Raw genomic sequence first — 24,247 nt, forward strand, 5'->3', positions numbered from 1 at the left:
ACAACAGGATGAACACCAGATTATGTATATTCAAGCAAAGGAGGAGAGAAAGGAGAAGCAGGAAGACTTTTCCATTACATAAGATTCGACCCAGCATGATGTCTGTATAGGGGTATACAGCGAAAAGTACACAGCAAAACAGCAAATGGAATTACTGTTGTCGTATGAGCGAGATCGGTTTACCAAATAAGCTCATCATTTTTGTAATCATAAAACCAAGTGAACAGGGGAGAATACTTTGAAAAAAACAGTTGGTCTTTTACTTGCAGGAAGTTTACTGGTAGGTGCGAATGCTTCGGCTTTTGCAGCTGGAACGAATGAGCTGGCACCTCTGGGAGATTACACTCCCAAAATGATTGCACAAACTACCGGAATCAGCGGCAGTTCGGGCGATGACAAAGTATGGAAATTCCTTGAGAAACAAAAACGTTCACTGGTTGCAGACAGTGCACAATCGGAGAATGTCAAAGAGTTGTTTGAAATTACAAACCGTATGCCTGATGCTCAGACCGGTACCGATCACTATCGCTTGGCCCAAACATACAAAGGTATCCCGGTATACGGCGCAGAGCAGACGCTTCATTTTGATTCAGCGGGTAATGTCTCTCTCTATATGGGCAAAGTTGTAGAAGATGTATACGGTAAGATTAATTCTTCCACTCCAAAAGTAACCGAGGATGTCTATGCGAATGTAGTAGACACGGTTAAGCCTCAGATCAACGAGACACGTGCAATCCGTATTGCAGAAGCAGATGCGGCTTTACGTCTGGGACGCATTGGTGAATCGGTAAATGAACCTTCTGCCAAGCTGTACATTTATGCTCCGGAAGGAGAAAAAGCACATCTGGTCTACGTTACCGAAGTTAATGTACTGGACCCTGAACCGCTGCGTACACGTTATTTTGTAGATGCCAAAGATGGATCGATCCTGCTGAAGTACGATCTGCTGGAGCATGCGACAGGTACAGGCAAAGGCGTACTGGGTGATACCAAGTCCTTTACAGTAGGAACTTCCGGTTCGCGATATGTAATGATCGATTCTACTCGCGGCAATGGTATTCAGACCTATACAGCAGCTAATCGTTCTTCCCTGCCGGGTACAACGGTATCCAGCACATCTACTACATTTAATGATCCAGCTTCCGTAGATGCGCATACGTATGCAGGTAAAGTATATGACTTTTACAAAAATAACTTTGGACGCAACAGTCTGGATGGCAGAGGAATGGCGATTCGTTCCGTAACCCACTACGGCTCCCGTTATAACAATGCATTCTGGAACGGAAGTTATATGGTCTACGGCGATGGAGATGGCAGAACATTTATCCCGATCTCTGGTGCCCTGGATGTAGTAGGTCACGAGATGACACACGGTGTGATCGAGAAGACAGCCAATCTGGAATACATGAACCAATCCGGTGCATTAAATGAAGCGATCGCCGATATGTTCGGTAATGTTATCGAAGGTGGGACCGATTGGTTGATTGGCGAAGATGTCTATACGCCATCCGTAGCGGGCGATGCACTGCGCTCTATGTCCAACCCGAATCAGTATGGCGATCCGGATCATATGGATGAGTTCAAAAACCTGCCGAATACAGAAGCCGGTGACTGGGGCGGCGTGCATACTAACAGCGGTATTCCGAACAAGCAGTTCTATCTGCTGGCACAGGGCGGAAGCTTTGAGGGAGTAAGTGTACAAGGACTTGGCAGATCACAGGCAATCGGTATTGTGTATCGTGCGCTGACGCTGTATCTGACATCCACTTCCGATTTCTCGGATTATCGTGCAGCTATGATTCAAGCATCGACAGATCTGTATGGTGCAAGCTCTGCACAGACTACTGCAGTCAAAAAATCTTTTGATGCGGTAGGTATCTTGTAAAACAGTATAGATGTGATTTGGCATAACGTGATTCTGTATTATATAGAAGAAACACAGATATGCTGAAAACTATATAGTAATGATAAAGCCTGCTCCTGTATAGGGATGCAGGCTTTATTTGTTGAGTATTGCAGAACAAATAATAAAACCAAATAATAATTGTTGTTTTATGTCGCTTAATGTTGTTTATATATACATATAATTTTTCTTTATAGTATCAATAAATTTGTTTTGAAAGAAAATTTACAAAAAAAGCAACAAAAATGCAAAGAAAGATGTTATTATAGGCAACATGTTAAAACATTTCTCTTTGAAAACCCACAAATAAGGAGTGGAAGACATGGAACGCGAATTGGCTTTGGAAATTGTAAGAGTAACAGAAGTAGCGGCATTGGCTTCGGCTCCCTGGATGGGTCGCGGTGACAAGAACAGCGCAGACGAGGCAGCAACACTGGCCATGAGAGCCATGTTCGATTCGGTATCGGTTAACGGTACGGTCGTTATCGGCGAAGGGGAAATGGATGAAGCTCCCATGCTGTATATTGGCGAGAAAGTGGGAAGTACAGAAGCACCGGAAGTAGATGTAGCCGTTGATCCATTGGAAGGTACAGTCATCGTAGCAAAGGGGTTGAATAATGCACTCTCCGTTATTGCCGTAGCCGATAAGGGTAACCTGCTGCATGCTCCCGATATGTATATGGAGAAGCTTGCGGTAGGTCCCGCACTGGTAGGCAAGCTCAGTATTGAGGACCCGGTGGATGTCACGCTCCGCAAAGCAGCCAAGGCACTGGGCAAGCGAATGGCGGATCTGACCGTGATGATTCTGGATCGTGATCGCCATGAGAGTATCATCAAGACACTGCGCAAAACAGGCGTACGGATCAAGTTCCTTAGTGATGGTGATGTAGCCGGAGCGATGGCACCGGCTTTTCCCGAAGCAGGGATTGATCTGTATCTGGGCTCCGGTGGTGCACCGGAAGGCGTGCTGGCTGCCGCTGCGCTGTCCTGTCTGGGCGGCGAACTGCAGGGCCGTTTGATGCCGGCTAATGCAGATGAGTTTGAACGCTGCAAGGCAATGGGCATCGAGAATCCGTATCAGGTACTTACTATGCAGGATATGATCGGAACCGACGATGTGATTTTTGCCGCTACCGGTGTAACGCCGGGTGAAATCCTGGGTGGCGTAAGATATCTGGCGGACGAACGTGCAGAGACGCATTCGATTGTTATGCGCGCCAAAACGAAAACGATCCGTTATATCAAGTCGCTGCATTATCTGCCGAATAAGGAAGTGCTGCATAAGGTCAGACAGGTACAGTCTTCCGGACATCCCGAAGATCGCCGTGCAGCAGCTGTCGAATCGGCAGTAGTGAAAAAGCAGCCGGCAGCAGCCAAGCAGGAACAAACGCAATCCAGTTAAACCGCAAGTTATGCTTCACCGGCAATACCTCCGTTATTGGGCAGTCCATCGAATATGGACTGCCTCTTTTTTATGTCTTTATTGAAAAGCAGCGTACGGATCGTTTGAAGTGATTATCAAATTGGTATAGGATAACAAGGATACCAGATGTGTATGGAAAGGATGGGGCCTGATGAATACCATACCCGACTGGGAGAGGCTGGGCAGACAATTTTATATTACGAACGAGCCTCACCCATCAGCAATTTATCGTCAATCATTTACAGAGCTGTTTACGCGGGCAGGGATGCAGCAGTTGCTGCAATATTATGCTCCCCTGCTAAAAGCAGAGGACCTTCAGCCTGCAGCTACTTTTCTATGCTCATGGCTTACCGGAATTCCTCTGGCTGTGCAGTATCATTTGTCCGTAGAGCAGCAAGGGCTGACGCTCGATCCGGCACAGATGACACTGGAAATGTATATGAGCGGACCGTACTGTCAATTTGCTTTTCATGTGAATGAGCTATCTGTAGAGCAGCTGCCTGTACCTGCTGCAGACGATCAGCATCACAAAGCTCGTGATCACTATTTGCATACGGTATACCGTAATATTTTGCGTCCGATGATTCAGCAGATGACCGAAGTCTGCGGAGATCATGCCCGGATGTACTGGAGACAGATGCCCGCCAGATTCCAGTATTATACGAATCAATGGAAAAACTGGATAGACGATGATCAGATAGTGCAGACGATCGAACGGGATCTTCATTATGTGATTAATGGAATTCCAGCAGAAATTTTTGGGCTGTCCCGCAATCCACTGAATGTGCCGCCAAGGCATACGCTGAATATAGATGGCACAGGAGAAACGATACTACGCAGTGCCTGCTGCCTGTTTCACCGGATGGAAGATGGGGAATATTGTTTTAATTGTCCCAAGATCAGCGAGGCGGTCAGGGAAGAACGGCGCCTGGCCTATCAGAGCAGGGAGGAAAAGACATGATTATCGGTGTAATCTCGGATACCCACTTGTTTAGCCGTCAGCTGGTGCTGCCGCAGCAGGTATGGGATGGATTTGAAGAGGTGGATCTTATTTTGCATGCGGGAGATTTTTGCGACTGGGGTGTTCATGATCTGCTCAGCCGGATGGCACCTGTCGAAGCAATAGCCGGCAATAATGATCCGCAGAGCATTGTCCAAAGGTTGGGGCGTAAAAAGGTTATTGAAGCCGCCGGCAAGCGAATCGGCCTTGTGCATGGAGATGGAGGACTGGGCGGCAGTACGCCGGAGCGGGCTTTCAAGTCATTTACGGAAGAAGATCAGGTGGATATTGTAGTGTTTGGACATTCGCATATTCCTTTTGCAGAATGGAGAAAGGAAATTCTATTGTTCAACCCCGGCTCCCCTACAGACAAACGCAGACAGTCGCAGTATTCCTATGGCAAAATATTTATTCAGCAGGACGAAGTGACTTTTGAACATTATTTTTTTGATAAAGAAAAGATGCGTGACTAGCAGGATGCAAGATCCTGTGCAGGCTAAAAAAGCGATAGAAAGGGAGCCCAAGCTGACTGCAGATCGCTGTCCATTATGTGGTCAGGACAATAATTGCACTATAGTAAAAGGAGAACGACCCGAAACCTGCTGGTGTATGCACAAGAAGATTCCCTCGAATGTACGGAGCCGTATTCCAGAGAAATGGCGGAACCAGGCATGTATATGTGAAAGCTGTGTCGATGAGGAGCAACCCGGTAAATAGTAAAATACGGAACAATATTACTTTATTCAAAAGCCAAATAACCATACATCAACAGTATGGTTATTTGGCTTTTTCTGCGAATACCACATGGTAGGATACAAATTGTTTTTACAACAAGATTTGTGTATGCGTTATTAGCAGCAATAAATTAATCTGTATTCAGAGTAAAATTATGTATTCCAATACATAATCAACATAAATGTAAATATATTCACCATTATGATACTTAAATATTATATGGATAATATAGTTATGCAATGCTATTGTTTACTTAAACCTGTATTGATTAATTTTAAGTAACAGGTTACAATATGAAGGAGCTGATACTCTTATGAAAAAATGGTTTACTTCCCTGGTGGCTGGTGCTGTATTGACTTCGATTATTACAGTGGTACCGGCAGCCTCTGCTGCAACGTCTGCAACTCCTGGTGTACAGAACACGACTATTATTGTTAAAAAGGGCGAAGTCTTTGACGGTAAAGGTCAACGTTACACAGCTGGAAGCGCACTTGGTGATGGCAGTCAAAAAGAAGGACAAAAACCAATTTTCCGTATAGAGAACGGTGGCACGCTGAAGAATGTTGTGCTAGGTTATCCGGCTGCTGATGGTGTACATACATACGGGGATGCCAATCTGCAGAATATTGTCTGGGAAGATATTGGTGAAGATGCGATGACGATCAAGGAAAGCGGTAAAGTAACACTTGATGGCGGCTCGGCAACCAATGGAGATGACAAGATGTTCCAGATTAATGCAGCATCCACATTTACAGTGAAAAACTTCAAAGGATCCAAAGCCGGCAAATTTATCCGTCAACTGGGTGGCAGCAAATTCAAAGTGGATGTGATTATCGATAGATGTGACATCTCCAATATGAAAGAAGCCATCTTCCGTACCGACAGCACAACCAGTACAGTGAAAATGACCAACACTCGCTATCACAGTGTTGGTGATAAGTTTATCGGTGTGAAGCATATTACCGAGAATGGCAACACTGCTTACTAATGCCTTTTCCTTACTATATAGCCTTCCCCCAACATGCTATATAGCGTATATATAATTTGGATATCTATCCAGGGCACTGCACTTTGGCAGTGTCTTTTTTTTGGATTTTTTTATGATTCTTTAAGTTTCCCATGAACTATTCTTAATGTTGTTCATACAAAATACATATACATATTGTTAAATACGATACAAAGGAGTGCAGGCGTTGGTGAGAGATAAGGTCGAACCTTGCCGCTGATGCTGTCTGACTAACTTTCGGGAGGAACCCATATGCAATCAAAAACAACTATATTATCTCGCTCAAGGATCGATATCCCGCTCATACTGATTCTTATCCTATCCGCGTTTTTAAATATCTGGAATATATGGGACAACGGATCAGCCAATTCCTACTATACGGCAGCCGTGACGAGTATGCTGCAAAGCTTCCATAATTTCTTTTATGCTTCATTTGATCCGGCAGGCTATGTAACTGTCGATAAGCCGCCTGTGGCATTCTGGATCCAGACGCTGTTCGCTTCTGTGCTCGGTGTGCATGGATGGAGTGTAACTTTGCCAGCAGCTCTAGCAGGTGTGGGATCTGTTGGATTGGTTTATCTGATTGTAAAGCCCACATTCGGTCTGATGGCTGCCCGTCTGGCGGCTCTTATGATGGCAGTGACACCGGTAGCTGTTGCTGTTCAACGTTCCAATAACGTCGATGGTCTTTTGGTATTTACCCTTTTGCTGGCAGTATGGATGCTGCTCAAAGGTATCCGCAACCAGAAAATCGGCTGGATTTTGGGCGGATTTGCTATGATCGGTGTTGCCTTTAACGAGAAAATGCTGCAGGCATATATGATTCTGCCAGCAGTTTATATCTTTTATGTACTGGCTTACAAAGTAAATTGGAAGAAAAAACTGTCAGTACTCGCTATAGGTACTGTTATTCTGGCAGCTGTCTCGGTATCCTGGGCAGTAGTAGTAGACAGTGTGCCAGCAGAGGATCGTCCTTATGTAGGCAGCAGTCAGACCAATTCCGTGCTGGAGTTAGCATTTGGTTATAACGGAGTCAGTCGTCTGACAGGAGAAATGCAAAATCAGGGAGGACCCGGAGGAACGACTGCCAAGTCAGGGGATAGCACAGCTGATTCAGGTACAGCAAGTAGTGAAGCCGGCGCCGGCACAGGTACCCAGATGAATCCGGGTGGTATGCCTGGAGGCGGCAATATGCAGCCACCGGGAGGTAACGATAATAATCGCATGCGTGGTGGCATGTTCAATACAGGTGATCCCGGTCCGCTGCGTTTGTTCCAATCTTCTTTATCCGGGCAGGCCAGTCTGCTGCTGCCCTTTGCAATTATTTCCTTGATAGCATTGTTTGCAGGACTACGCAGAAATACATGGCACAAACAGCAATATCTGGAGACGGTATTCTGGTTAATGTGGTTGCTACCGGTCGCCGGATTCTTTAGTATCGCCGGATTTTTCCATCAGTATTATTTGATTATGCTTGCTCCTCCGGTAGCCATACTGGCGGCAGCAGGATTTGCAGCCCAGTGGAAGTTATATCGTGAAGGCACCGGCTGGCAGGCTTGGTTACTTCCTGTCAATGTAGCGGTGACCACTGCGTTTCAGTTATTTGTTATCTATCCTTATAATGAACAGATTGGTTCGGCATGGTTCTATATTGTGGCTATTGCCGGAGGATTGCTGACTGCAGGATTATTGGTGGGAGTCAAAGGCACGCTGCTGCACGGAGGCAAGATATATGTCGCTTCGGCAGCCATGACCTTGCTGCTACTAACGCCGCTGTACTGGGCTTCCTTCCCATTCATGAACCCGTCGAGCAATATCTCTCTTCCTTATGGCGGTCCGATTACTTCGATGGGCTTTGGCGGTGGCGGTGATCATAATCGTATGCCTGGCGGCACAGGGGATGGTAATACATCAGGTTCAACAGAGCAGACAGCAGATTCTGCAGACGTGGATAAAGCGGCTAATCCTCCAGCAGCTGGCACCCAGCGTGGCGGTGGTCCAGGCGGCGGAATGGGAGAGAACGTCAATGAGAAGCTCCTCCAGTATGTAACCGAGCATAATACAGGCGAAGAATATCTATTTGCTACCTCCAATGCCAACTCTGCATCCGCTTATATTATCAAAACAGGCAAAGCGGTAATGGCGATGGGCGGCTACAGTGGTAGTGATCCGATCATGACTGTCGATCGTCTAAAAGAAATGATCAGCAGCGGTCAGGTGAAATATTTCCTGGTCAATGGATTTGGCGGCCGCGGCGGTTCCAGTGAAGTCACAGAGTGGATTGAGCAGCATGGCACCGAGGTACCTGCCGAAGATTGGCAGAATACCAGTACAACCGCTGTATCGGCCAGTATGAACCCAATCAGTGCTTCAGATGGCGAAAAAAGTTCTGGCAGTGACAGTAACATCAATGGCATGAATCGCACCAGTGCAGGAATGGGAGGATTTGGCGGTATGATGAGCAGTGGTACTTTATATGAAGTAACCCCGGAAGATGTGGGCAGCTAATAGCGCCATTGTCAGATCCCGAGGTTGAGCAACACAAATAATAGCTACGTTTATAGAGAGCCCTTTCCGGATAGTCCTGATTTTTGGGATGATAGGAAAGGGTTTTTGCATTTCATGCCGATTATTACGTTTCATCTCAACTGACAGGTTTACATATTTAATTACAGGATACTTTAACTTCTTTAGTAAAGTAGCTGTAAAGAAATTACCGCTGAAATACAGGTATCTAAACCATATAGATGCAAGATAGATACAAAGCACATTTATAAACAGACAGTTATCCGAGGAGGATTTAATATGATTGATAGCACGACATTATACGATTGCATTATTGTAGGGGGCGGCATTGCAGGGCTGCAGGCGGCATTGCAGCTGGGGCGTTATTCGGCACATCGCGTACTGGTGATCGACGCAGGCAAGGGAAGGTCTACATTTTGCCAGAATTACGGGAATATACTTGGGTTTCCGAACGGTATCTCTGGTGAGGAGCTGCGCCGGATCGGTCGTGAGCAGGCAGAGCCGCTTGGAGTAGAATTTCATGAAGACCGTATTCTTGAAGCCAAAAAAGAAGGCGAGAATTTCCTTCTAAAAGGAGCAGAAGGCGAAAGTTACCGTTCGCGTACACTGCTGCTGGCTACTGGTCTGATAGATCGTTTCCCACGATTGCCGGGTCTGGTCGAGACACTGGGTCACAGCGTCTATGTCTGTCCGGACTGTGACGGTTATGAGATTCAGGATCGCAAAACGGTTGTTCTCGGAGCCGGTGAAGCAGGTGCCCAGATGGCGCTTATTCTATCCGATCGTACCGATCAGCTGCTGTATATCAATCATGAGAGCAAACCGTTTAAGCCCGAGACGATGGAGCTGCTTCGCGAGCATCAAATCGAGTATATGGAATCGGTAGTGAGCCAGGTTCATTATGAAGATACAGGCATTATAAACAGCGTCGAGCTGGAAGATGGCAAAATTATCGATACCGAGCGAGGATTTATTGCTTTTGGAGGCAATCATGTCAACTCGGAGCTGGCCGAACAGCTGGGCGTGGAGACACTGCATAATCATCATGTAGAGACCCATCCACGATCCAAAATGAGCAATATTGAAAATGTATGGGTAGCCGGAGATCTGGGTGCTCATTCCGAGCAGGCGAATATCGCCATGGGCGAAGGTGCACAGGCAGCTATCTGGATCAATAAAACGCTGATGAAGATGAAGCGTGCAGACAAAGAAAATCCTGTTCATTCCCACTAAGATCCTGCAAGTGAAAGAGCAAATAAGTAACGAATTTCCTGACGTGGAGGCAATCTGGATAGGATATTGTAAAATATGACATAAACACTAGAAGCAAGGGAGCTGATCAGGCTCTTTTGCTTTCTTTTATGGAAATAGTTATGTTACTATGGAAGCGATACACTAATTTATTGTTCAGGTGGGATGAACCATTGCGTTTTTATCCTGGAAAAGGGTTTAAGCTGGTTACCATTGTCAGTTTTATTGTCGTTCTATCAATTACACTTACAATGATTATTACGATTCATTCCGCATATACCACCAGTAAACAATCCCTGGTAGACAACTACCTGAATAATAACTATGATCGAGCTTCCGATCTCGCGTCTTCAACAGGAGATTTGCTTGATCGCATTCAGGGAAGTGTCAATGCAATAGCAGAAATCTGGCAGCGTAATCATGGTCTGGACGAGAACCAGATGAGGGATCTGTATGATACTCACCGGGAATACTTTAATTCACTGAGTATTATCCGTAAGGATCATATGGTAGCACAGACGGCTCCAGCGGATGGAGATCTGCACAAGGGAGCAAGCGTGAATAACCCTACCAGTCGTGCGGTTATCAAGATGCGTGATTCGGTGATTACCGATCCTTTTGTAGGGACAACCGGCAATCTGATGGTTCTCGTTACCAGTCCGCTATTTGATGAGAACAATCAGTATTATGGTTATGTAGCAGGCACCATTTATCTGCATAAATCGAATATTTTACAGCTGATACTGGAACGTGAATATGAGCTGGATGGATCTTATGTCTATGCTGTAGATGCCAAAGGAAATATTATTTTCCATCCGGACCGCGCACTGATTGGCAAAAATGTAGCTTCCAATGATGCCGTATGGAAAGTGATCGCCGGACTAAATGGTTCCATGCTGTACAGTGATTCGCAACATGATGCTTATTATGCAGGTTACGCGTATAATATGAAATCCGGCTGGGGTATTATTTCCCAGACGCCGGCATCGGTAGTAAACGTTCCACTGGGTATGCTGCTCCAGCAAAGTATTCTGCAGTCGCTACCGCTGCTGCTGATTACACTGGCAGCTGGATGGTTGCTCACTTATCTGGTAGTCAAACCGCTGCATCAGCTGGCTTCCTACTCGGATACAATGGTCAAAGACTGGAACACAGGTGACTTTCCGCCTATTCGATCTGCAACATACGAGATTAAGACGCTGTATAATAGTCTGCGTTTTACCAGCAAGCAGATGCAAAAGTATATCGCCAAATTGCAGAATGAGACTGCACTGGATGGACTCACCGGCCTGGCTAATCGCAGAAACTTTGATTCGACCCTGGATACCTGGTGTATGGGAGAAGAACCTTTTGCGCTGATTATGTTGGATATTGATCATTTCAAGCGTGTCAATGATACGTATGGTCATCTGACAGGTGATCGGGTAATGCAGTTTCTGGCCGCGATGATGCGTAATGTATCACGTGAAGGCGATCTCTGTTTTCGGTATGGGGGAGAGGAGTTCGGTATTTTGCTGCGCGGCTGCAATATTACCCGTGCCTATGTAGTGGCAGAGCGGCTCCGGCAGCTTGCTTCGAGTACGATCAGTCCTTCGGGAGAGATTGTCACTATTTCGATCGGGATTGTCGCCTGTCCGGATCAGGGAAGAACACCAACTGAACTCATATCCAAAGCTGACCAGGCGCTCTATACGTCCAAGCGTGAAGGACGTAATCGATCAACCATATATGCGGATGAATTATTATCAACATCATAAAGCTTCTTTTTCCCATCATAGGGAAGAAGGGCTTTTTTGTTCGTTAGAGCGCTGAATAGTCTATATAAATAACTGGTTAACAATAGCAATACATAAAATTAAAAAAAGTACAAAATGTATCATTAACCTAATTTTCCGGACTGAAACGAAGTAAAATTGACAAAAATCAAAAATTTACAATAATTGGACAATTAATTATTAAATGGTATAAAAGAGGTTAGAGGAACGAAAAGGTTGGGTAAGATAAGTACAGGAGTGAGCGGTATCACACTGGTTATTAGAATGATGATGTCATCATGTATCTATGCAGGTAGAATGTATATTTTCAGATGTACATAGGCCGACCGGAGATTCGGCAGCTGAAAATGTAGGAAAGTCTACCTTCGTATAACGCTAATACGTATTATTCTATTTATATACTGTGCTAGATAATAACACAGTTATAAAATTAGCGGCTCCCTATACCTGTTATATCGCTGCATTTCCACGAATAAAATACACCTACTGGAGGGACCACTTCATGAAAAAGAAATCAACACTTAAAAAACCGATCTGTGTACTAGCAACATTGACGCTGACTGCTTCGATCCTTATTCCTGCTACTGCTATGGCGGAGGAGAATAATACATCGAACGGCAGCTTCCCACTGAGCAACAGCAGCTATCTGGCGAACACCGGTTGGACAGGCGGGGGCACTAATTCGATGGCTACGTCCGCAGAAGGTACAACAGCATCCAATCAATCTATTTTTTACGATAATGAGACATCCTATGGCTATAAATGGGCATATTCGGATGATATGAGCGGTGTACAGTCTTCACCGGGTATCAGCTTTGGGTGGAATTGGTCAAATGGTTACCAAGGTGCGGGTAACTTCCCGGTAGAGATATTCCGTGATAATGATCGCCGCAATCAGATGTCTAATCACCGTACACAAATGAAAAATATAGATACCTCGGTAAGCTATTCGACATCGGATGTAACGGGAGATTATGCGACGGGCTACACTATGTTCGTGCATAACACCCAGTGGGCAGGTGCGGAGACTACTCCATCCTATCTGATCAAGGTAATCACATCGACCTCGGCAAATGGTACAGAAACTGCTGATGGAGCCTCTATGGATGCTTCGGACACTACCAACCGTGACCAACCGAATGTGGGTGATAACACCATGAATTCCGGTACAGCTAGCGGCACAATGGAAGGTCAGACTACAAATGGCGGCTGGGGAGAGTGGATAGATACGGTGCAGCTGGATGGAGCATCATGGAATATTTACCGCAGCAGTATGAGTGATATGACTACCAGCAGCATGACCAACTCCATCAATATATTTGGTACTAACCGTGAAGGCAGCGTATATACGTTTGTAAGAACAGAAAATACGGATATGGCTTCCTTGAATCTGTCTGACTTTGTACGCGATTTGCTTGGACGTAACGAACTGCCGACTTCCGGCTATTATGTGAGCGGTGTGAAATTTGGTACGGATGTGATGAGCGGCAGTGGTAAGCTGACCCTGTCCAACTGGAGTATCAGCGCGCAATAACGATCATCTTTTAGCTAAATATCTACTTTTGCTGCAGCTCAAAAAGGCTTCTCCATTACCAGTGGAGAAGCCTTTTGTTATGAAATGATCGATTAAGCTGCTTGGGTGCCCGGTATTATAATTGGCAGCCGATATAGGCTGTCCGGTGCTAGATAGGCTTGTCATTTATTAATTCCGATCAGTCGGAGCATAAGGAAGATTCGACAGCGCAGGCAGCTGGGAGACTGCTAATGGGTAGCTGAACCAGTATCCCTGAAATTCCGTGTATCCCAGCTTCAGTAGATGCTGGCATTGCTCCTGATCCTCGATGCCTTCAGCGACTACATTCAGGTCCAGTGCTTCGGCCATGGTAATCAGTGCTTTGAGAACAGGCGGATTCATTTGTGTCACGAAAGAGCGGTCGATTTTGATCGTATCAATCGGCAGACGGGTCAGCATGCTGAGTGAGGAATAACCGGTACCAAAATCATCAAGTGAAATCGTATACCCCTGCTCGCGCAGCTTTACGAGCGAAGATTGTTCTTCGACTGTATTGCTGGTAGCTACACTTTCGGTAATTTCCAGATCAATATAACGGGCAGAGATACCTTCTTCTTGCACAATCTGATTCAGTCGCTCGATAAAATCAGGTTCATCCAGCTGGATCCTGGAAATATTGACAGCTACACGAATCGATTGCCCGTATTTTTGCTGAAGCTGCGGTAGATCACGGCATGCCTGCCGAATGACCCATTCTCCGATAGGAATAATGAGCCGTGTTTCTTCGGCTACTGGTATAAATTCCACAGGTGACACGATCTGGGAATGATCTTTGTACCAGCGCAGCAGGGCTTCCACGGTAATCACTTTTTGCTGCTTGACGCTGTAGATCGGCTGATAGACGAGCTGAAGCTCATCCTTTTCCAGACAGTTGTTCAGTTCCAGCTCCAAATCAAACCGAATAATCTGTTCGTAACGAAAATCCGTATCAAAAATATGGTACCGACTGCGTCCGAGGCTTTTGGCATGATGCAGCGCGATATCGGCATGACGCAATGCCGTCGATAATTGTATATCGGACGAGACACGGGATACGCCCAGGCTGGCTGTAATTCTCACCTGCCGGCCTTTAAGCAGGAACAGCTCATCCATAATCCGCAGCACACGTTCAGCGATTGGCTCGGGATCGACAATCGGATTTTTGCTGATAATCAGGAATTCATCCCCGCCCATCCGGAAAATGATTTCCTCGGGACCGAATACTTTTTTGATCCGTTCGGTGACCTCGATCAGCAGCGTATCTCCATTATCATGTCCGAGCATATCATTGATATTTTTAAAATTATCAATATCCATTAGATAGAGCACGCCTTCATCCAGTACATATTCATTTAGGAAACGCCGATTGAACAGCTGGGTTAGCTCGTCATGGTAGGCATAATACCGGAGCTGCTCCTGATACCGGTTGCGCTCGGTATAATCGCGGGTGATACAGATTAGATGGGTAATGATCCGGTCCTCATTGCGAATAGGGGAAATAATGCTTTCTCCACTAAGCCTTCCATTTGGCAAAAGATATCCATCTTCAAACCGCATGCTCTCTCCGTGAGCGAGTACACGGTTGTATTTATTATGCAGGTATTGTGCCATCTCCGGCTGATGTGTATAAACGTCAAAAAAGCTTTGACCAATCTGCTGGGAAGTCACACCACTAAATTTGGAGGCGGCTTTATTCAGAAAACTGTAGACAAACTGGCCCGGTTCCACACGCATCACATAAATGAGATCTTCGGTCGCATCCAGAGCCTGGGCAAGGAGCGGAGGTATTTCTTGATTATGATTATGCACGTATTTCCACTCCTTCAATCATACTTTCATTAGTATTTTAAAATGATTTTTGCGGTTTTCAAATACAAATCAAAATTAATAATTATGATGCTCAACTTATCTTGTATATGCAATCTTTTATAAGGCGATCTATTCTTATATCGACAAGGAGTAGATATGAGATTATGCCGGTTTCTATCTAACGGGCAATAAATATGGCATCGCGATAATCTTGAACCCAAAGCAGCAAACAAGCGGTAGTCATCGCCTGAATAAATAAATGATCCGGTGATTCCGCGAGCCTGGTATTATCCAGATTTTGCAATCTGGATGTATCCGCCGTCAAAACAGGAACCTGTTTTTTCATCCATGATCCTGTAAATTATTCCGGTTTTATGTATACATAATCTTAACAGAAAATCGCATTTTGTGCTGAGAAGCTTGCAGCTGCAAATAACAGTTCCGGACATGGTATGATAATAACTATATTGCCAAGTAGGAGGTACATAGAAATGAAACCCATTATAAATATTGCCTTGGAAGCCGGAATCCCGGAATCCGCTGTAGACATGTACGGAAAATACAAAGCCAAGCTGGACCCTGATACCATACGGCAGCACGTAAACCGGCCGGACGGCAAGCTTGTGCTCGTCACAGCCGTGAACCCAACGCCTGCCGGAGAAGGCAAGACACTGACGACAATCGGCCTTTCCCAATCGCTGAACGCTATTGGAGTACGTGCTATCGCAGCATTGCGCGAGCCTTCACTCGGTCCATGCTTTGGCATGAAAGGAGGAGCAACCGGCAGCGGACAGGCACAGATTATACCTGCCGACGAGATCAATCTGCATTTTACCGGAGATCTGCATGCTATCACCTCGGCGCATAATCTGCTTGCTGCCATGATCGATAATCATCTGTATTATGGCAATGCACTCGATATCCATCCCAAAAAGATTCTCTGGAAACGTGCAGCGGATATGAATGATCGTGGTCTGCGCAGTATTGTAACCGGCATTGGTGCCGGTAATGGAGAAGTCAGGGAGAGCGGCTATGTAATTACCTCCGCCTCGGAAGTTATGGCTGTCCTGTGTCTCAGTGAAAATCTGGCCGATCTCAAAGTACGACTGAGCCGCATTATTATCGGGTACACCTATTCTGGTCAGCCTGTGACAGCAGCCGATCTGAATGCGGTAGAAGCCATGACCGTACTGCTGCGTGATGCGATCAAGCCCAATCTGGTACAGACGCTGGAAGGCACGCCAGTCATTATTCATGGAGGCCCATTTGCCAATATTGCGCATGGATGCAGCAGTGTTATTGGCACAAGAACAGCACTTCGCCTGGGAGATATCGCTGTTACCGAAGCGGGCTTTGGAGCAGAGCTGGGAGCGGAGAAATTTATGAATATTAAATGTCGTCAGACCGGGCTTCAGCCGGACGCGGCTGTGCTCGTCGTTACCGCCAAATCGCTCAAATATAACGGTGGAATACCAGTGAAGGAACTGGATCGAGAAGATGTACAGTCTCTGCAGCTGGGACTGGTTAATCTGCGCCGTCATCTGAACAATCTACAGAAATCAGGTGTTCCTGTACTCGTAGCCATCAATCATTTTGCCGGAGATACAGATGCCGAGATTGCTGCGATTGTGGACGAATGCCAGCGGCTCGGGGTACCGGTAGAACTGTCCAAAGTATGGGCAGAAGGAAGTGCAGGCGGTGCAGCGCTCGCCAGAGCACTTGTTCATTTGCTGGAGTCGGAAGTAACGCAGTATCAGCCGTTGTATGCAGATGAACTGCCGCTGACTGCCAAAATCGAACAAGTCATTACCGGTATCTATGGTGGAAGCGGTGCTGTATATTCCCCGGAAGCGAAGCGTACACTGACTGAGCTGCAGTCAAATGGATTCGGTCATCTGCCGGTCTGCATGGCAAAAACGCCTTACTCATTCAGCGATCAGTCCAAATGGCTGGGAGCTCCGGAAGGATTCATGATGAATATCAGCCGGGTCTCGCTATCGGCAGGGGCAGGGTTTATCGTCGTAGAGACAGGCAATACAATGACTATGCCAGGACTGCCCAGAGTGCCGGCAGCCGAACGGATGACACTGCATCCAGACGGACAGATCGAAGGACTGGTGTAAGTAGGTAATAGCTAAAGAATGCTGTACAGCGATTAAGCCTGTACAGTTCCTAAAGTAATACTTTCAGGCAATATCCCTCTTCCCTGATTCGTCTTCTAACAGAAGCTGTGAAGAGGCGATTTTGCCTTGTTTATCGTTAATATATATGATATTAATTAATAAGAATATGAATTATATTTTGGACTCTCGGAAAGGAGGGAACAAAGATGAGCCAGCATCAACTGCAGATACTGATAGTAGATGATGAACCTCGCCAGCGACGCGGAGTAGCTGCACTAGTGCGCCAGCTGCGACCCGATTATATCGTGCATGAAGCGATAAACGGACAGGAGGCTTTGGAGATCAGTCTTGCCTATTCCATTAATCTGGTACTTACCGATATCCAGATGCCCGTGATGAATGGGATGGAGTATATTAAGCAGGTTCGTATCAGTCATTCGGAGTTGCGTATTGTACTTATCACAGTATATGACGAATTCCAGTATGTGCAGCAGGCGATCCGGCTTGGCGTTATGGATTATATGATCAAGCCGGTGACTTCGGAGCAGCTGCTTCCTTTGCTGGAAAATATAGAGCTGGAATACAGACAGCATCAGATTCGGCTGGAACAGCAGCAGTCGCTGTCCCGTCAGTTGGCCAAGCTGGAGCCTGTATATCAGGAACATCTGCTGTACCGCTGGGTGACCGGCTCATTGAACAAGGAAGAACAGCAGGAATGCCAGTCTTACTTTCACCAGGAAGCACCGATCAGTATCTGGTTGATGTGCCGAATAGAATCTGCACCATCAGAAGAGACATTGTGGAAAATACAATTACGGGAGTATCTTCATACTATTGTGAACGATCAGGTAGATCTGTACTACACGGGTATGGATGATTCCGATGATCCACTCATTATTATTGTACAATGGCCACAGGAATGGCAGGATCATCATCGGCAAGAATGTCGGAATAGCGTTATGGATGCACTCCAATATTGGCAAGTACAACATGATATGGATATTCGTACAGGAGAGGGTATACTGCTCATTGCCCCGGATGATACAGAATCTGTACATTTGGCCTATCGATCAGCAGAAGTTGCTCTGGAAAAACAATTTTATGAGGATACTAGCAGCTGGCAAATAGCTTCATCCTGTGAGCAAGATCGATCCTATGCGCAGCTCCTGTCGTTTGGCTATACATCTACTGCTCTTATTGAAAGCGTTATCCTCAAAAAAGAACCCGTAGGGGTACAGCAGGAACTGGATAATCTGCTAATGCAGCTGTCTGCGGAACGACCTTCCGTGCCCTTTCTCAAATATCATTTACTGCAAATCTTACTGCCCTGTATCCAGCATCCTGGACCAGGTATGGAGCAGAGTGTAAGGGATCGCTACAGGCAGCGTCTCGAGACAGTCATTCGGGAGTCTGCCCGAATGATGGATTTGCGTAAACGGCTGCTTGCGCTGTTGGGTGAATGGATCGAGCAGATCGATACCTCCCGGATAAGCAAAAGTGATCAGGCTATGCTGGAATGCCGCGAGTACCTCGAACAGCATTATAGCGAAGATCTTGGTCTGGATGAGGTGGCAGGACGCTTTTATTATAATCCGTCCTATTTCAGCCTATTGTTCAAGTCCCATTTTGGCACATCCTTTACCGATTATGTTCAGCGTCTGCGGATGCAGCATGCCCGTACCCTGCTGCTGGAGACCAATGAACGGGTAGCCGAGATTGGTCAGCGGGTTGGATATCGGGATATCAAATATTTTGCCAAAGTATTCAAAAAAACATTTCTGTATACTCCCGAAGAATACAGACGTCAATTCAGACGTTCGGTTACAGCAGCAGAGTCTGTAAATGAGGGAGGAGTGACTCGTTCAGGTGTGGACTAACCGGGCCCGCTGGTTCCAGGATATGAGCTTCAAAAAAAAGCTGCTGCTGTCTCATCTGCTGCTGGCCAGTCTGATTATTCTAAGTCTGGGTTTTATTTATAACCATATCGCCTACAAGGATCGAATGGATAATATACGCTACAGCACCAGCAACATACTGCACACCAATAATCAGCTGCTGGATGATCGCTTATCGGCTATAGAATCCAGTATGAGCATGCTGCCGCTGGATTATGATCTGCTGCGGGCAGTGAATGCAGTAGAGCCTGCAAAGGCGTCTTCGCTGGTACGGACAGACCGGATCATTACGCCGATTTTATTCAAATACTTTAGCAATCATGAAGAGGTCTATTCCTCCTATGTCATGACCCCCGCATATAGTTATGGCAGCAATGCGCTGATGTATGTAACGCCGGCGAACTTTTACCAATCGATACTGGCGCAATCGGCAGAAAAGGGACAGGGCGCTGAAGTGTGGATTCCCACCTATTCCTATACCGGTATGTATAAGCAGGAAGAGCTGCGCCAGATTCCGCTGGAATATGAATCGCTAATCTCTGTAGTCAAGCAGCTAAATATGACAGCGGCAGATGAATACGGCAATATCCACCGTCTCCAGGAAGATCGAGAACCGCCTGTGCTGCTGATTAATATCCGTCCCGAGTCGCTGGCCCGCGTGTTGAATGACTATGTACAGCATAATGATTATAATCAGCTGGCCTACGGGATGGTCAACAAAGCCGGTGTATCTGTACTCCGTCTGGAAAAGGGCGAATTTGCCGAGACCCGGGTATCCGAGCTGCCGGCAGCGATAGGCCAGCAGGAGCAGGGTATGTTGATTCAGCATACGAATGGGCAGGACACTATGGTTTTTTATGAGAAAATGAAAACAACAGGCTGGATATCGTATATCGAGATTCCTATTCCAGCTGCGGTGAACAGTCTGCAAAAGCTGCGACTGACTACAGGACTGTTCCTGCTGTTTATGGCGATGGTATCGGTCGTGCTCGCCTATCTGCTGTCCAGCTATATCACCCGACCTCTGACACGGATCAAGCAGGGAATTCGGCAGGTGGAAAAAGGACAATTTGATATCCGTATCCAGTCGGACAGCAGGGATGAATTCGGTCAGCTGACCGAGATGTTTAATGAAATGAACCGGCGAATTGAGCAGTTGATTGAAGAAAACTATGGTTCCCGGTTGAGAGCCAGAGAGTCAGAGATTATGGCGCTGAATCTTCAGTTGAATCCGCATTTTCTGTATAACACGCTCAGCACCATGTACTGGATAGCGATAGAGCATGGGCAGCATGAGCTGGCACGAATGATGATCAGTCTGACAGAGATGCTCCAGATTACGACCCGTAATAAGCAGGAGCTGTGGAAGCTGGAGACCGATCTGAGCTGGCTGGACAAGTATATGTATATTATGCAAAACCGATTTGAAGGCAAATTTACAGTCGATATGGATATCGAGCAGGAGCTGCTGGATACAGAAGTGCCCAAGCTATTTTTGCAGCCGTTTATTGAAAATGCCATTATTCATGGTTTTGGCGAGATCGAATCGGGAGGCCGTATTTATATCCGCGGCTGGCTGGAGGGAGAAGAGCGTCTGTTTGCTGTAGAGGACAATGGCAAAGGGATTCCGGACACACTGATGGAGCATATTCATACCGGTGATATTCGCTCCACCGGTATCATCAATGTGGATCGCCGAATGAAGCTGCTGTATGGGAGTGAATCCGGAATTCATATGCAGCGAAAAGAATCCGGCGGTACGCTCGTATTGATTCGACTGCCTCGCCAGCACTCTTCCAATGAAAATACCCCAATCCAATAATAATCGAGTTGTAGCCAATGTAAGCGCTTGCTAATATGAGTTTATCCAATGCTGCAGCATCGATATATTATACCGGAAAATGAAAATTTTACGGTCTGGGAGGTATTTGCATGAGAGTCAAATTACTGTTATGGACATTGTGCTCGGCACTGCTGCTCGGTCTGCTGGCTGGCTGCAGTTCTGATAATAGCGGTGCGGCACAGACTGTGGACGGCAAGCAAAAAGTAACACTTACTTACGCTTCATGGGGCAGTCCCAACGAGAAAAAAGTGCAGGAACAGATTGCCCGCAAATTCACCGAAAAATATCCGTGGATCGAAGTGAATTACATGCATATTCCCGGTGATTATGTTACCAAGCTGACGACAATGTTTGCGGCCAATCAGGCACCGGATGTATTTCCGATCTACAAAGCTCAGGGATTGCAGTGGGCTGAACAGGGGAATTGTACAATCTGAACGAATTTTTGAAAACCGATAAGGAATTGACGCCTGACACGCTGATTCCCAATGCTATTCTCTACTGGGATAAAGACAAGGTCGCTGGCATCAAAGTGACCGAGGAAGCATTTGGCCTTTATTACAATGCGGATATGTTCAAGGAAGCCGGTCTGCCACTGCCACCGACCCAGGCAGAACAGGCATGGACATGGGATCAATTCCTGGATACTGCCAAAAAGCTGACAATCGATAACAATGGCAATAATGCGACCAGCCCGGCTTTTGATCCATCCAATGTCAAGCAGTACGGCGTACGCTTTGATACATGGATGTGGCATCTCATGGTACCGTCCAACGGTGCAAGTGTTATTTCCGAGAAAAAGGACAAGCTGAATCTGGAAGATCCGCAGATGATCGAGGCAGTCCAGAAAATGGCCGATCTGATCACCGTCCACCATGTGGCACCGTCACCAACCCAGTCCAAAAATATCCCTGCACCGGCTGTTGCCCTGCAAAGCCGTAAAGTAGCCATGGATCTGGATGGACAATGGGTACAGCTGGATCTTGGACAGTCGGGTATGAATTACGGAGTCGGCGTACTGCCCAAACTCAAAGAAAGCAAAACGACGCTGTTCGGTGAACCCGAAGTAATCTCGGCTACTACGAAGCACCCCAAAGAAGCATGGATGTTCTATAAATTCCTGCTTGATGCCAAAAGCGGTCTGGAGATGCATGCCAGCGGTCTATGGATGCCGGTTACCAAACAGTGGTACACCGATCCGGCTCTGATTCAGCAGTGGGCAACAGTCAAGCCGGGACATCCCGAAGGTTATACCGATGCAATTATGAAGCAGACGCTGAATAATGGCGTGAACTCATACGAATACTATCTAAAAAATTCGGAGAAAATCAGTGCCATCATTAACCCTGCTCTTGATCAGGTATGGCTGGGCAAAAAAACGGTTCAGCAGGCATTCAGCGAAGTCTCTGCCAAAGCCAACGCGGAATTTAAAGGAACCTACCCGGAAGAATAACAAAGTCTGTATGTTCTCTCGGTGATTCCAGGTCTGTTCATTATCAAATTCCGTGAAAGCAGAGGTGGGACATATGCAATCCATGACAGAGACGGCCGAGCGCCGTCAAACGGTATCCAAAAGCTCCCTGTCTTCGATACGGCGGCGGGAAAACTGGCTGGGCTGGCTGTTCGCAGCTCCGGCAATCCTGGGCTTTGTTATTTTCGTACTCGGTCCGATGATTGCCAGCCTATGGCTGAGTCTGACCGATTATAAGGTCGCTTCCACACCGAATTTTATCGGTCTGGAGAATTATCGCAATCTGTTCAACGGCACAGATGCCTTTTTCTACAAATCATTGGGAGTCACATTGTATTATGTGATCCTGAGTGTGCCGCTGCAGATCATCGTAGCTTTTTTCCTAGCGCTTCTGCTGAATCAAAATGTGAAAGGGCTGACCTTTTTTCGGACAGCGTTTTATCTTCCAACGATCGTACCGCTGATAGCATCTTCGATGGTCTGGCTGTGGCTGTTCGATCCAGATATGGGGCTACTGAATGTCATTATGCGGGCGCTGCATCTGCCGGAGAGTCAGTGGATCTACAGCGAGACGACAGTCGTACCTACGCTGGTGCTGATGAGCCTATGGACAGTCGGCGGTACGATGGTTATTTTCCTCGCTGGACTCAAGGATATTCCGGATCATTATTATGAAGCGATAGAGATTGACGGGGGCAATGCCCTGCATAAGCTGCTGTATATCACAATTCCGCTGACGTCACCGACGATTTTCTTCAATACGATTATGGGATTTATCGGCGGGTTCCAGGTGTTTGTCCAGCCATATGTTATGACACAGGGAGGACCGAACAACGGTAGTTTGTTTTATATTTTCTACCTGTTCCGGGAAGCGTTTACGTTCTCCAATATGGGGTATGCCTGTGCGATTGCCTGGGTGCTGTTTATCGTTATTATGATCTTCACCTTCCTGCTGTTCCGTACGTCCCGAAATGGGTCTATTACGAAGGGGAGGGACGTTGATATGACGACATTCGCATTTCGATGGCAACGGGTACTGCTATATGCTGTGCTGATTATTGGCTCACTGCTATGTTTGTTTCCCTTTTACTGGCTCGTACGAAGCTCGATGATGGATTTGGCACAGATTTTTGAAATGCCGCCCAAATGGATTCCCGAACCCTTCGTATGGCGCAACTTTATCGAACCGTTCGAGCAGCTGCCGTTTGGACGTTACTTTTTGAATACGCTGATTATTGTAGTAGGTACGCTGATCGGTACACTGCTATCAAGTACGATTGCTGCCTACAGCTTTTCCAGGATGAAATGGGTTGGCCGTGACAAAGTATTTGCTATCCTGCTGACCAGCATGATGCTGCCGTTTGCCGTCACGCTGATTCCTACATTTATCGGCTGGCAGTCGCTTGGTCTGATCAATTCGTATGCACCGCTGATTGTGCCGGCTTTTTTTGGCGGAGGTGTATTTAATATTTTTCTGCTGCGTCAATTTTATATGACACTGCCACGCGAGCTGGATGAAGCGGTATTTGTCGATGGAGGCAATCATTTTACTATTTTTACTCGAATTATTCTGCCATTGTCTCGTTCGGCAGTACTCGTTATTGGATTGTTTACTTTTCTCAATACGTGGAATGACTTTATGGGTCCGCTCGTGTATCTGAATGATGAGAGCAAGTTTACACTGGCTATCGGTCTGCAGCAATTTCAGGGTATGTACACCGCCCAGTGGGGCGTGCTGATGGCAGCTTCCCTGATTATTGTTCTGCCTGCAATCCTGCTGTTCGTGATTTTCCAGCGCTATCTGATCGAAGGCATCGCCCTGACAGGAATCAAAGGATAAGCCGGTAGCCGTACAGGATAGCTGGGTACCCGGGTCAAGAGGCCAGAAAAGCAAATTCGGCTGCAAGCTGTTTTATCTTAATTCCAACCTATTTA

18 protein-coding genes and 1 pseudogene are annotated in these 24,247 nt (G+C 46.5%); 17 read left to right on the plus strand and 2 right to left on the minus strand.

From position 1 onward, the window contains the following. The first annotated feature begins 238 nt into the window (after nt 1-238). The 10 genes from AR543_RS13580 (at nt 239) to AR543_RS13625 (ending at nt 13,153) form a co-directional block, all read left to right on the plus strand. Complete coding sequence (locus AR543_RS13580) at nt 239-1,885, plus strand: M4 family metallopeptidase (protein WP_060535026.1); 1,647 nt, start codon at nt 239-241, stop codon at nt 1,883-1,885. Between the two features lie 340 nt (nt 1,886-2,225). Further along, nucleotides 2,226-3,305 carry a class II fructose-bisphosphatase gene (gene glpX / locus AR543_RS13585; protein WP_060535027.1) on the plus strand — a complete coding sequence of 360 codons (1,080 nt, stop codon included), beginning with the start codon at nt 2,226-2,228 and terminating at the stop codon, nt 3,303-3,305. 172 nt (nt 3,306-3,477) lie between these two features. Beyond that, nucleotides 3,478-4,287 (plus strand): (2Fe-2S)-binding protein, encoded by an 810-nt coding sequence (locus AR543_RS13590; protein WP_060535028.1) that lies wholly within the window; start codon nt 3,478-3,480, stop codon nt 4,285-4,287. Beyond that, the gene (locus tag AR543_RS13595) at nt 4,284-4,799 is read left to right on the plus strand and encodes a metallophosphoesterase family protein (protein ID WP_060535029.1); all 516 of its coding nucleotides are present in this window, start codon (nt 4,284-4,286) and stop codon (nt 4,797-4,799) included. Before AR543_RS13590 ends, AR543_RS13595 begins: the two co-directional genes overlap by 4 nt. A gap of 4 nt (nt 4,800-4,803) precedes the next feature. Then, a complete protein-coding gene (locus tag AR543_RS13600; RefSeq protein ID WP_082472229.1) occupies nt 4,804-5,043 on the plus strand; it encodes a cysteine-rich CWC family protein in 240 nt (79 codons plus the stop codon). A 331-nt stretch (nt 5,044-5,374) separates the two neighbouring features. Then, nucleotides 5,375-6,049: a pectate lyase gene (locus AR543_RS13605; protein ID WP_060535030.1), complete on the plus strand. Its 675-nt coding sequence runs from the start codon at nt 5,375-5,377 to the stop codon at nt 6,047-6,049. 270 nt (nt 6,050-6,319) lie between these two features. Next, nucleotides 6,320-8,575, plus strand: coding sequence for a glycosyltransferase family 39 protein (locus tag AR543_RS13610; RefSeq protein ID WP_060535031.1), 2,256 nt, complete (start codon nt 6,320-6,322; stop codon nt 8,573-8,575). Nucleotides 8,576-8,872: 297 nt separating this feature from the next. After that, on the plus strand, nt 8,873-9,826 hold the full coding sequence (locus AR543_RS13615; protein WP_060535032.1) for an NAD(P)/FAD-dependent oxidoreductase: 954 nt from the start codon (nt 8,873-8,875) through the stop codon (nt 9,824-9,826). A gap of 269 nt (nt 9,827-10,095) precedes the next feature. After that, nucleotides 10,096-11,601, plus strand: a complete 1,506-nt coding sequence (locus AR543_RS13620) for a sensor domain-containing diguanylate cyclase (protein ID WP_158523968.1) — start codon at nt 10,096-10,098, stop codon at nt 11,599-11,601. A 520-nt stretch (nt 11,602-12,121) separates the two neighbouring features. Beyond that, complete coding sequence (locus AR543_RS13625; RefSeq protein WP_060535034.1) at nt 12,122-13,153, plus strand: GH12 family glycosyl hydrolase domain-containing protein; 1,032 nt, start codon at nt 12,122-12,124, stop codon at nt 13,151-13,153. Nucleotides 13,154-13,321: 168 nt separating this feature from the next. Here AR543_RS13625 and AR543_RS13630 read toward each other — a convergent pair whose 3' ends face one another. Continuing rightward, nucleotides 13,322-14,980: a putative bifunctional diguanylate cyclase/phosphodiesterase gene (locus AR543_RS13630; protein ID WP_060535035.1), complete on the minus strand. Its 1,659-nt coding sequence runs from the start codon at nt 14,978-14,980 to the stop codon at nt 13,322-13,324. A 178-nt stretch (nt 14,981-15,158) separates the two neighbouring features. Continuing rightward, a complete protein-coding gene (locus AR543_RS24300; protein WP_158523969.1) occupies nt 15,159-15,326 on the minus strand; it encodes a hypothetical protein in 168 nt (55 codons plus the stop codon). A 145-nt stretch (nt 15,327-15,471) separates the two neighbouring features. Here AR543_RS24300 and AR543_RS13635 point away from each other — a divergent pair, with 145 nt between their 5' ends. The 7 genes and pseudogenes from AR543_RS13635 (at nt 15,472) to AR543_RS13660 (ending at nt 24,152) form a co-directional block, all read left to right on the plus strand. Then, entirely contained in the window at nt 15,472-17,103 is a 1,632-nt protein-coding gene (locus AR543_RS13635; RefSeq protein ID WP_060535036.1) for a formate--tetrahydrofolate ligase, read from the plus strand. A gap of 206 nt (nt 17,104-17,309) precedes the next feature. Next, nucleotides 17,310-18,980: a response regulator gene (locus tag AR543_RS13640; protein ID WP_060535037.1), complete on the plus strand. Its 1,671-nt coding sequence runs from the start codon at nt 17,310-17,312 to the stop codon at nt 18,978-18,980. Further along, nucleotides 18,970-20,820 (plus strand): sensor histidine kinase, encoded by a 1,851-nt coding sequence (locus AR543_RS13645; RefSeq protein ID WP_087071272.1) that lies wholly within the window; start codon nt 18,970-18,972, stop codon nt 20,818-20,820. Before AR543_RS13640 ends, AR543_RS13645 begins: the two co-directional genes overlap by 11 nt. A gap of 110 nt (nt 20,821-20,930) precedes the next feature. Further along, entirely contained in the window at nt 20,931-21,278 is a 348-nt protein-coding gene (locus AR543_RS24850; RefSeq protein WP_250644901.1) for an extracellular solute-binding protein, read from the plus strand. A gap of 8 nt (nt 21,279-21,286) precedes the next feature. Next, the gene (locus tag AR543_RS13650; protein WP_250644902.1) at nt 21,287-22,294 is read left to right on the plus strand and encodes an extracellular solute-binding protein; all 1,008 of its coding nucleotides are present in this window, start codon (nt 21,287-21,289) and stop codon (nt 22,292-22,294) included. Nucleotides 22,295-22,367: 73 nt separating this feature from the next. Then, nucleotides 22,368-23,314 (plus strand): annotated as a pseudogene (locus AR543_RS13655) (carbohydrate ABC transporter permease). Between the two features lies 1 nt (nt 23,315). Next, nucleotides 23,316-24,152 (plus strand): carbohydrate ABC transporter permease, encoded by an 837-nt coding sequence (locus tag AR543_RS13660; RefSeq protein WP_060535038.1) that lies wholly within the window; start codon nt 23,316-23,318, stop codon nt 24,150-24,152. Nucleotides 24,153-24,247 lie beyond the last annotated feature (95 nt).

The organism is Paenibacillus bovis (assembly GCF_001421015.2).
GTDB classification, from domain to species: Bacteria; Bacillota; Bacilli; order Paenibacillales; family Paenibacillaceae; genus Saccharibacillus; species Saccharibacillus bovis.

Coding starts and splice junctions, on each gene's coding strand:
- glpX (WP_060535027.1), top strand. CDS start 2,226: ATGGAACGCGAATTGGCTTTGGAAATTGTAAGAGTAACAGAAGTAGCG.
- AR543_RS13590 (WP_060535028.1), top strand. CDS start 3,478: ATGAATACCATACCCGACTGGGAGAGGCTGGGCAGACAATTTTATATT.
- AR543_RS13595 (WP_060535029.1), top strand. CDS start 4,284: ATGATTATCGGTGTAATCTCGGATACCCACTTGTTTAGCCGTCAGCTG.
- AR543_RS13600 (WP_082472229.1), top strand. CDS start 4,804: ATGCAAGATCCTGTGCAGGCTAAAAAAGCGATAGAAAGGGAGCCCAAG.
- AR543_RS13605 (WP_060535030.1), top strand. CDS start 5,375: ATGAAAAAATGGTTTACTTCCCTGGTGGCTGGTGCTGTATTGACTTCG.
- AR543_RS13610 (WP_060535031.1), top strand. CDS start 6,320: ATGCAATCAAAAACAACTATATTATCTCGCTCAAGGATCGATATCCCG.
- AR543_RS13615 (WP_060535032.1), top strand. CDS start 8,873: ATGATTGATAGCACGACATTATACGATTGCATTATTGTAGGGGGCGGC.
- AR543_RS13620 (WP_158523968.1), top strand. CDS start 10,096: ATGATTATTACGATTCATTCCGCATATACCACCAGTAAACAATCCCTG.
- AR543_RS13625 (WP_060535034.1), top strand. CDS start 12,122: ATGAAAAAGAAATCAACACTTAAAAAACCGATCTGTGTACTAGCAACA.
- AR543_RS24300 (WP_158523969.1), bottom strand. CDS start 15,326: ATGAAAAAACAGGTTCCTGTTTTGACGGCGGATACATCCAGATTGCAA.
- AR543_RS13635 (WP_060535036.1), top strand. CDS start 15,472: ATGAAACCCATTATAAATATTGCCTTGGAAGCCGGAATCCCGGAATCC.
- AR543_RS13640 (WP_060535037.1), top strand. CDS start 17,310: ATGAGCCAGCATCAACTGCAGATACTGATAGTAGATGATGAACCTCGC.
- AR543_RS24850 (WP_250644901.1), top strand. CDS start 20,931: ATGAGAGTCAAATTACTGTTATGGACATTGTGCTCGGCACTGCTGCTC.
- AR543_RS13660 (WP_060535038.1), top strand. CDS start 23,316: ATGACGACATTCGCATTTCGATGGCAACGGGTACTGCTATATGCTGTG.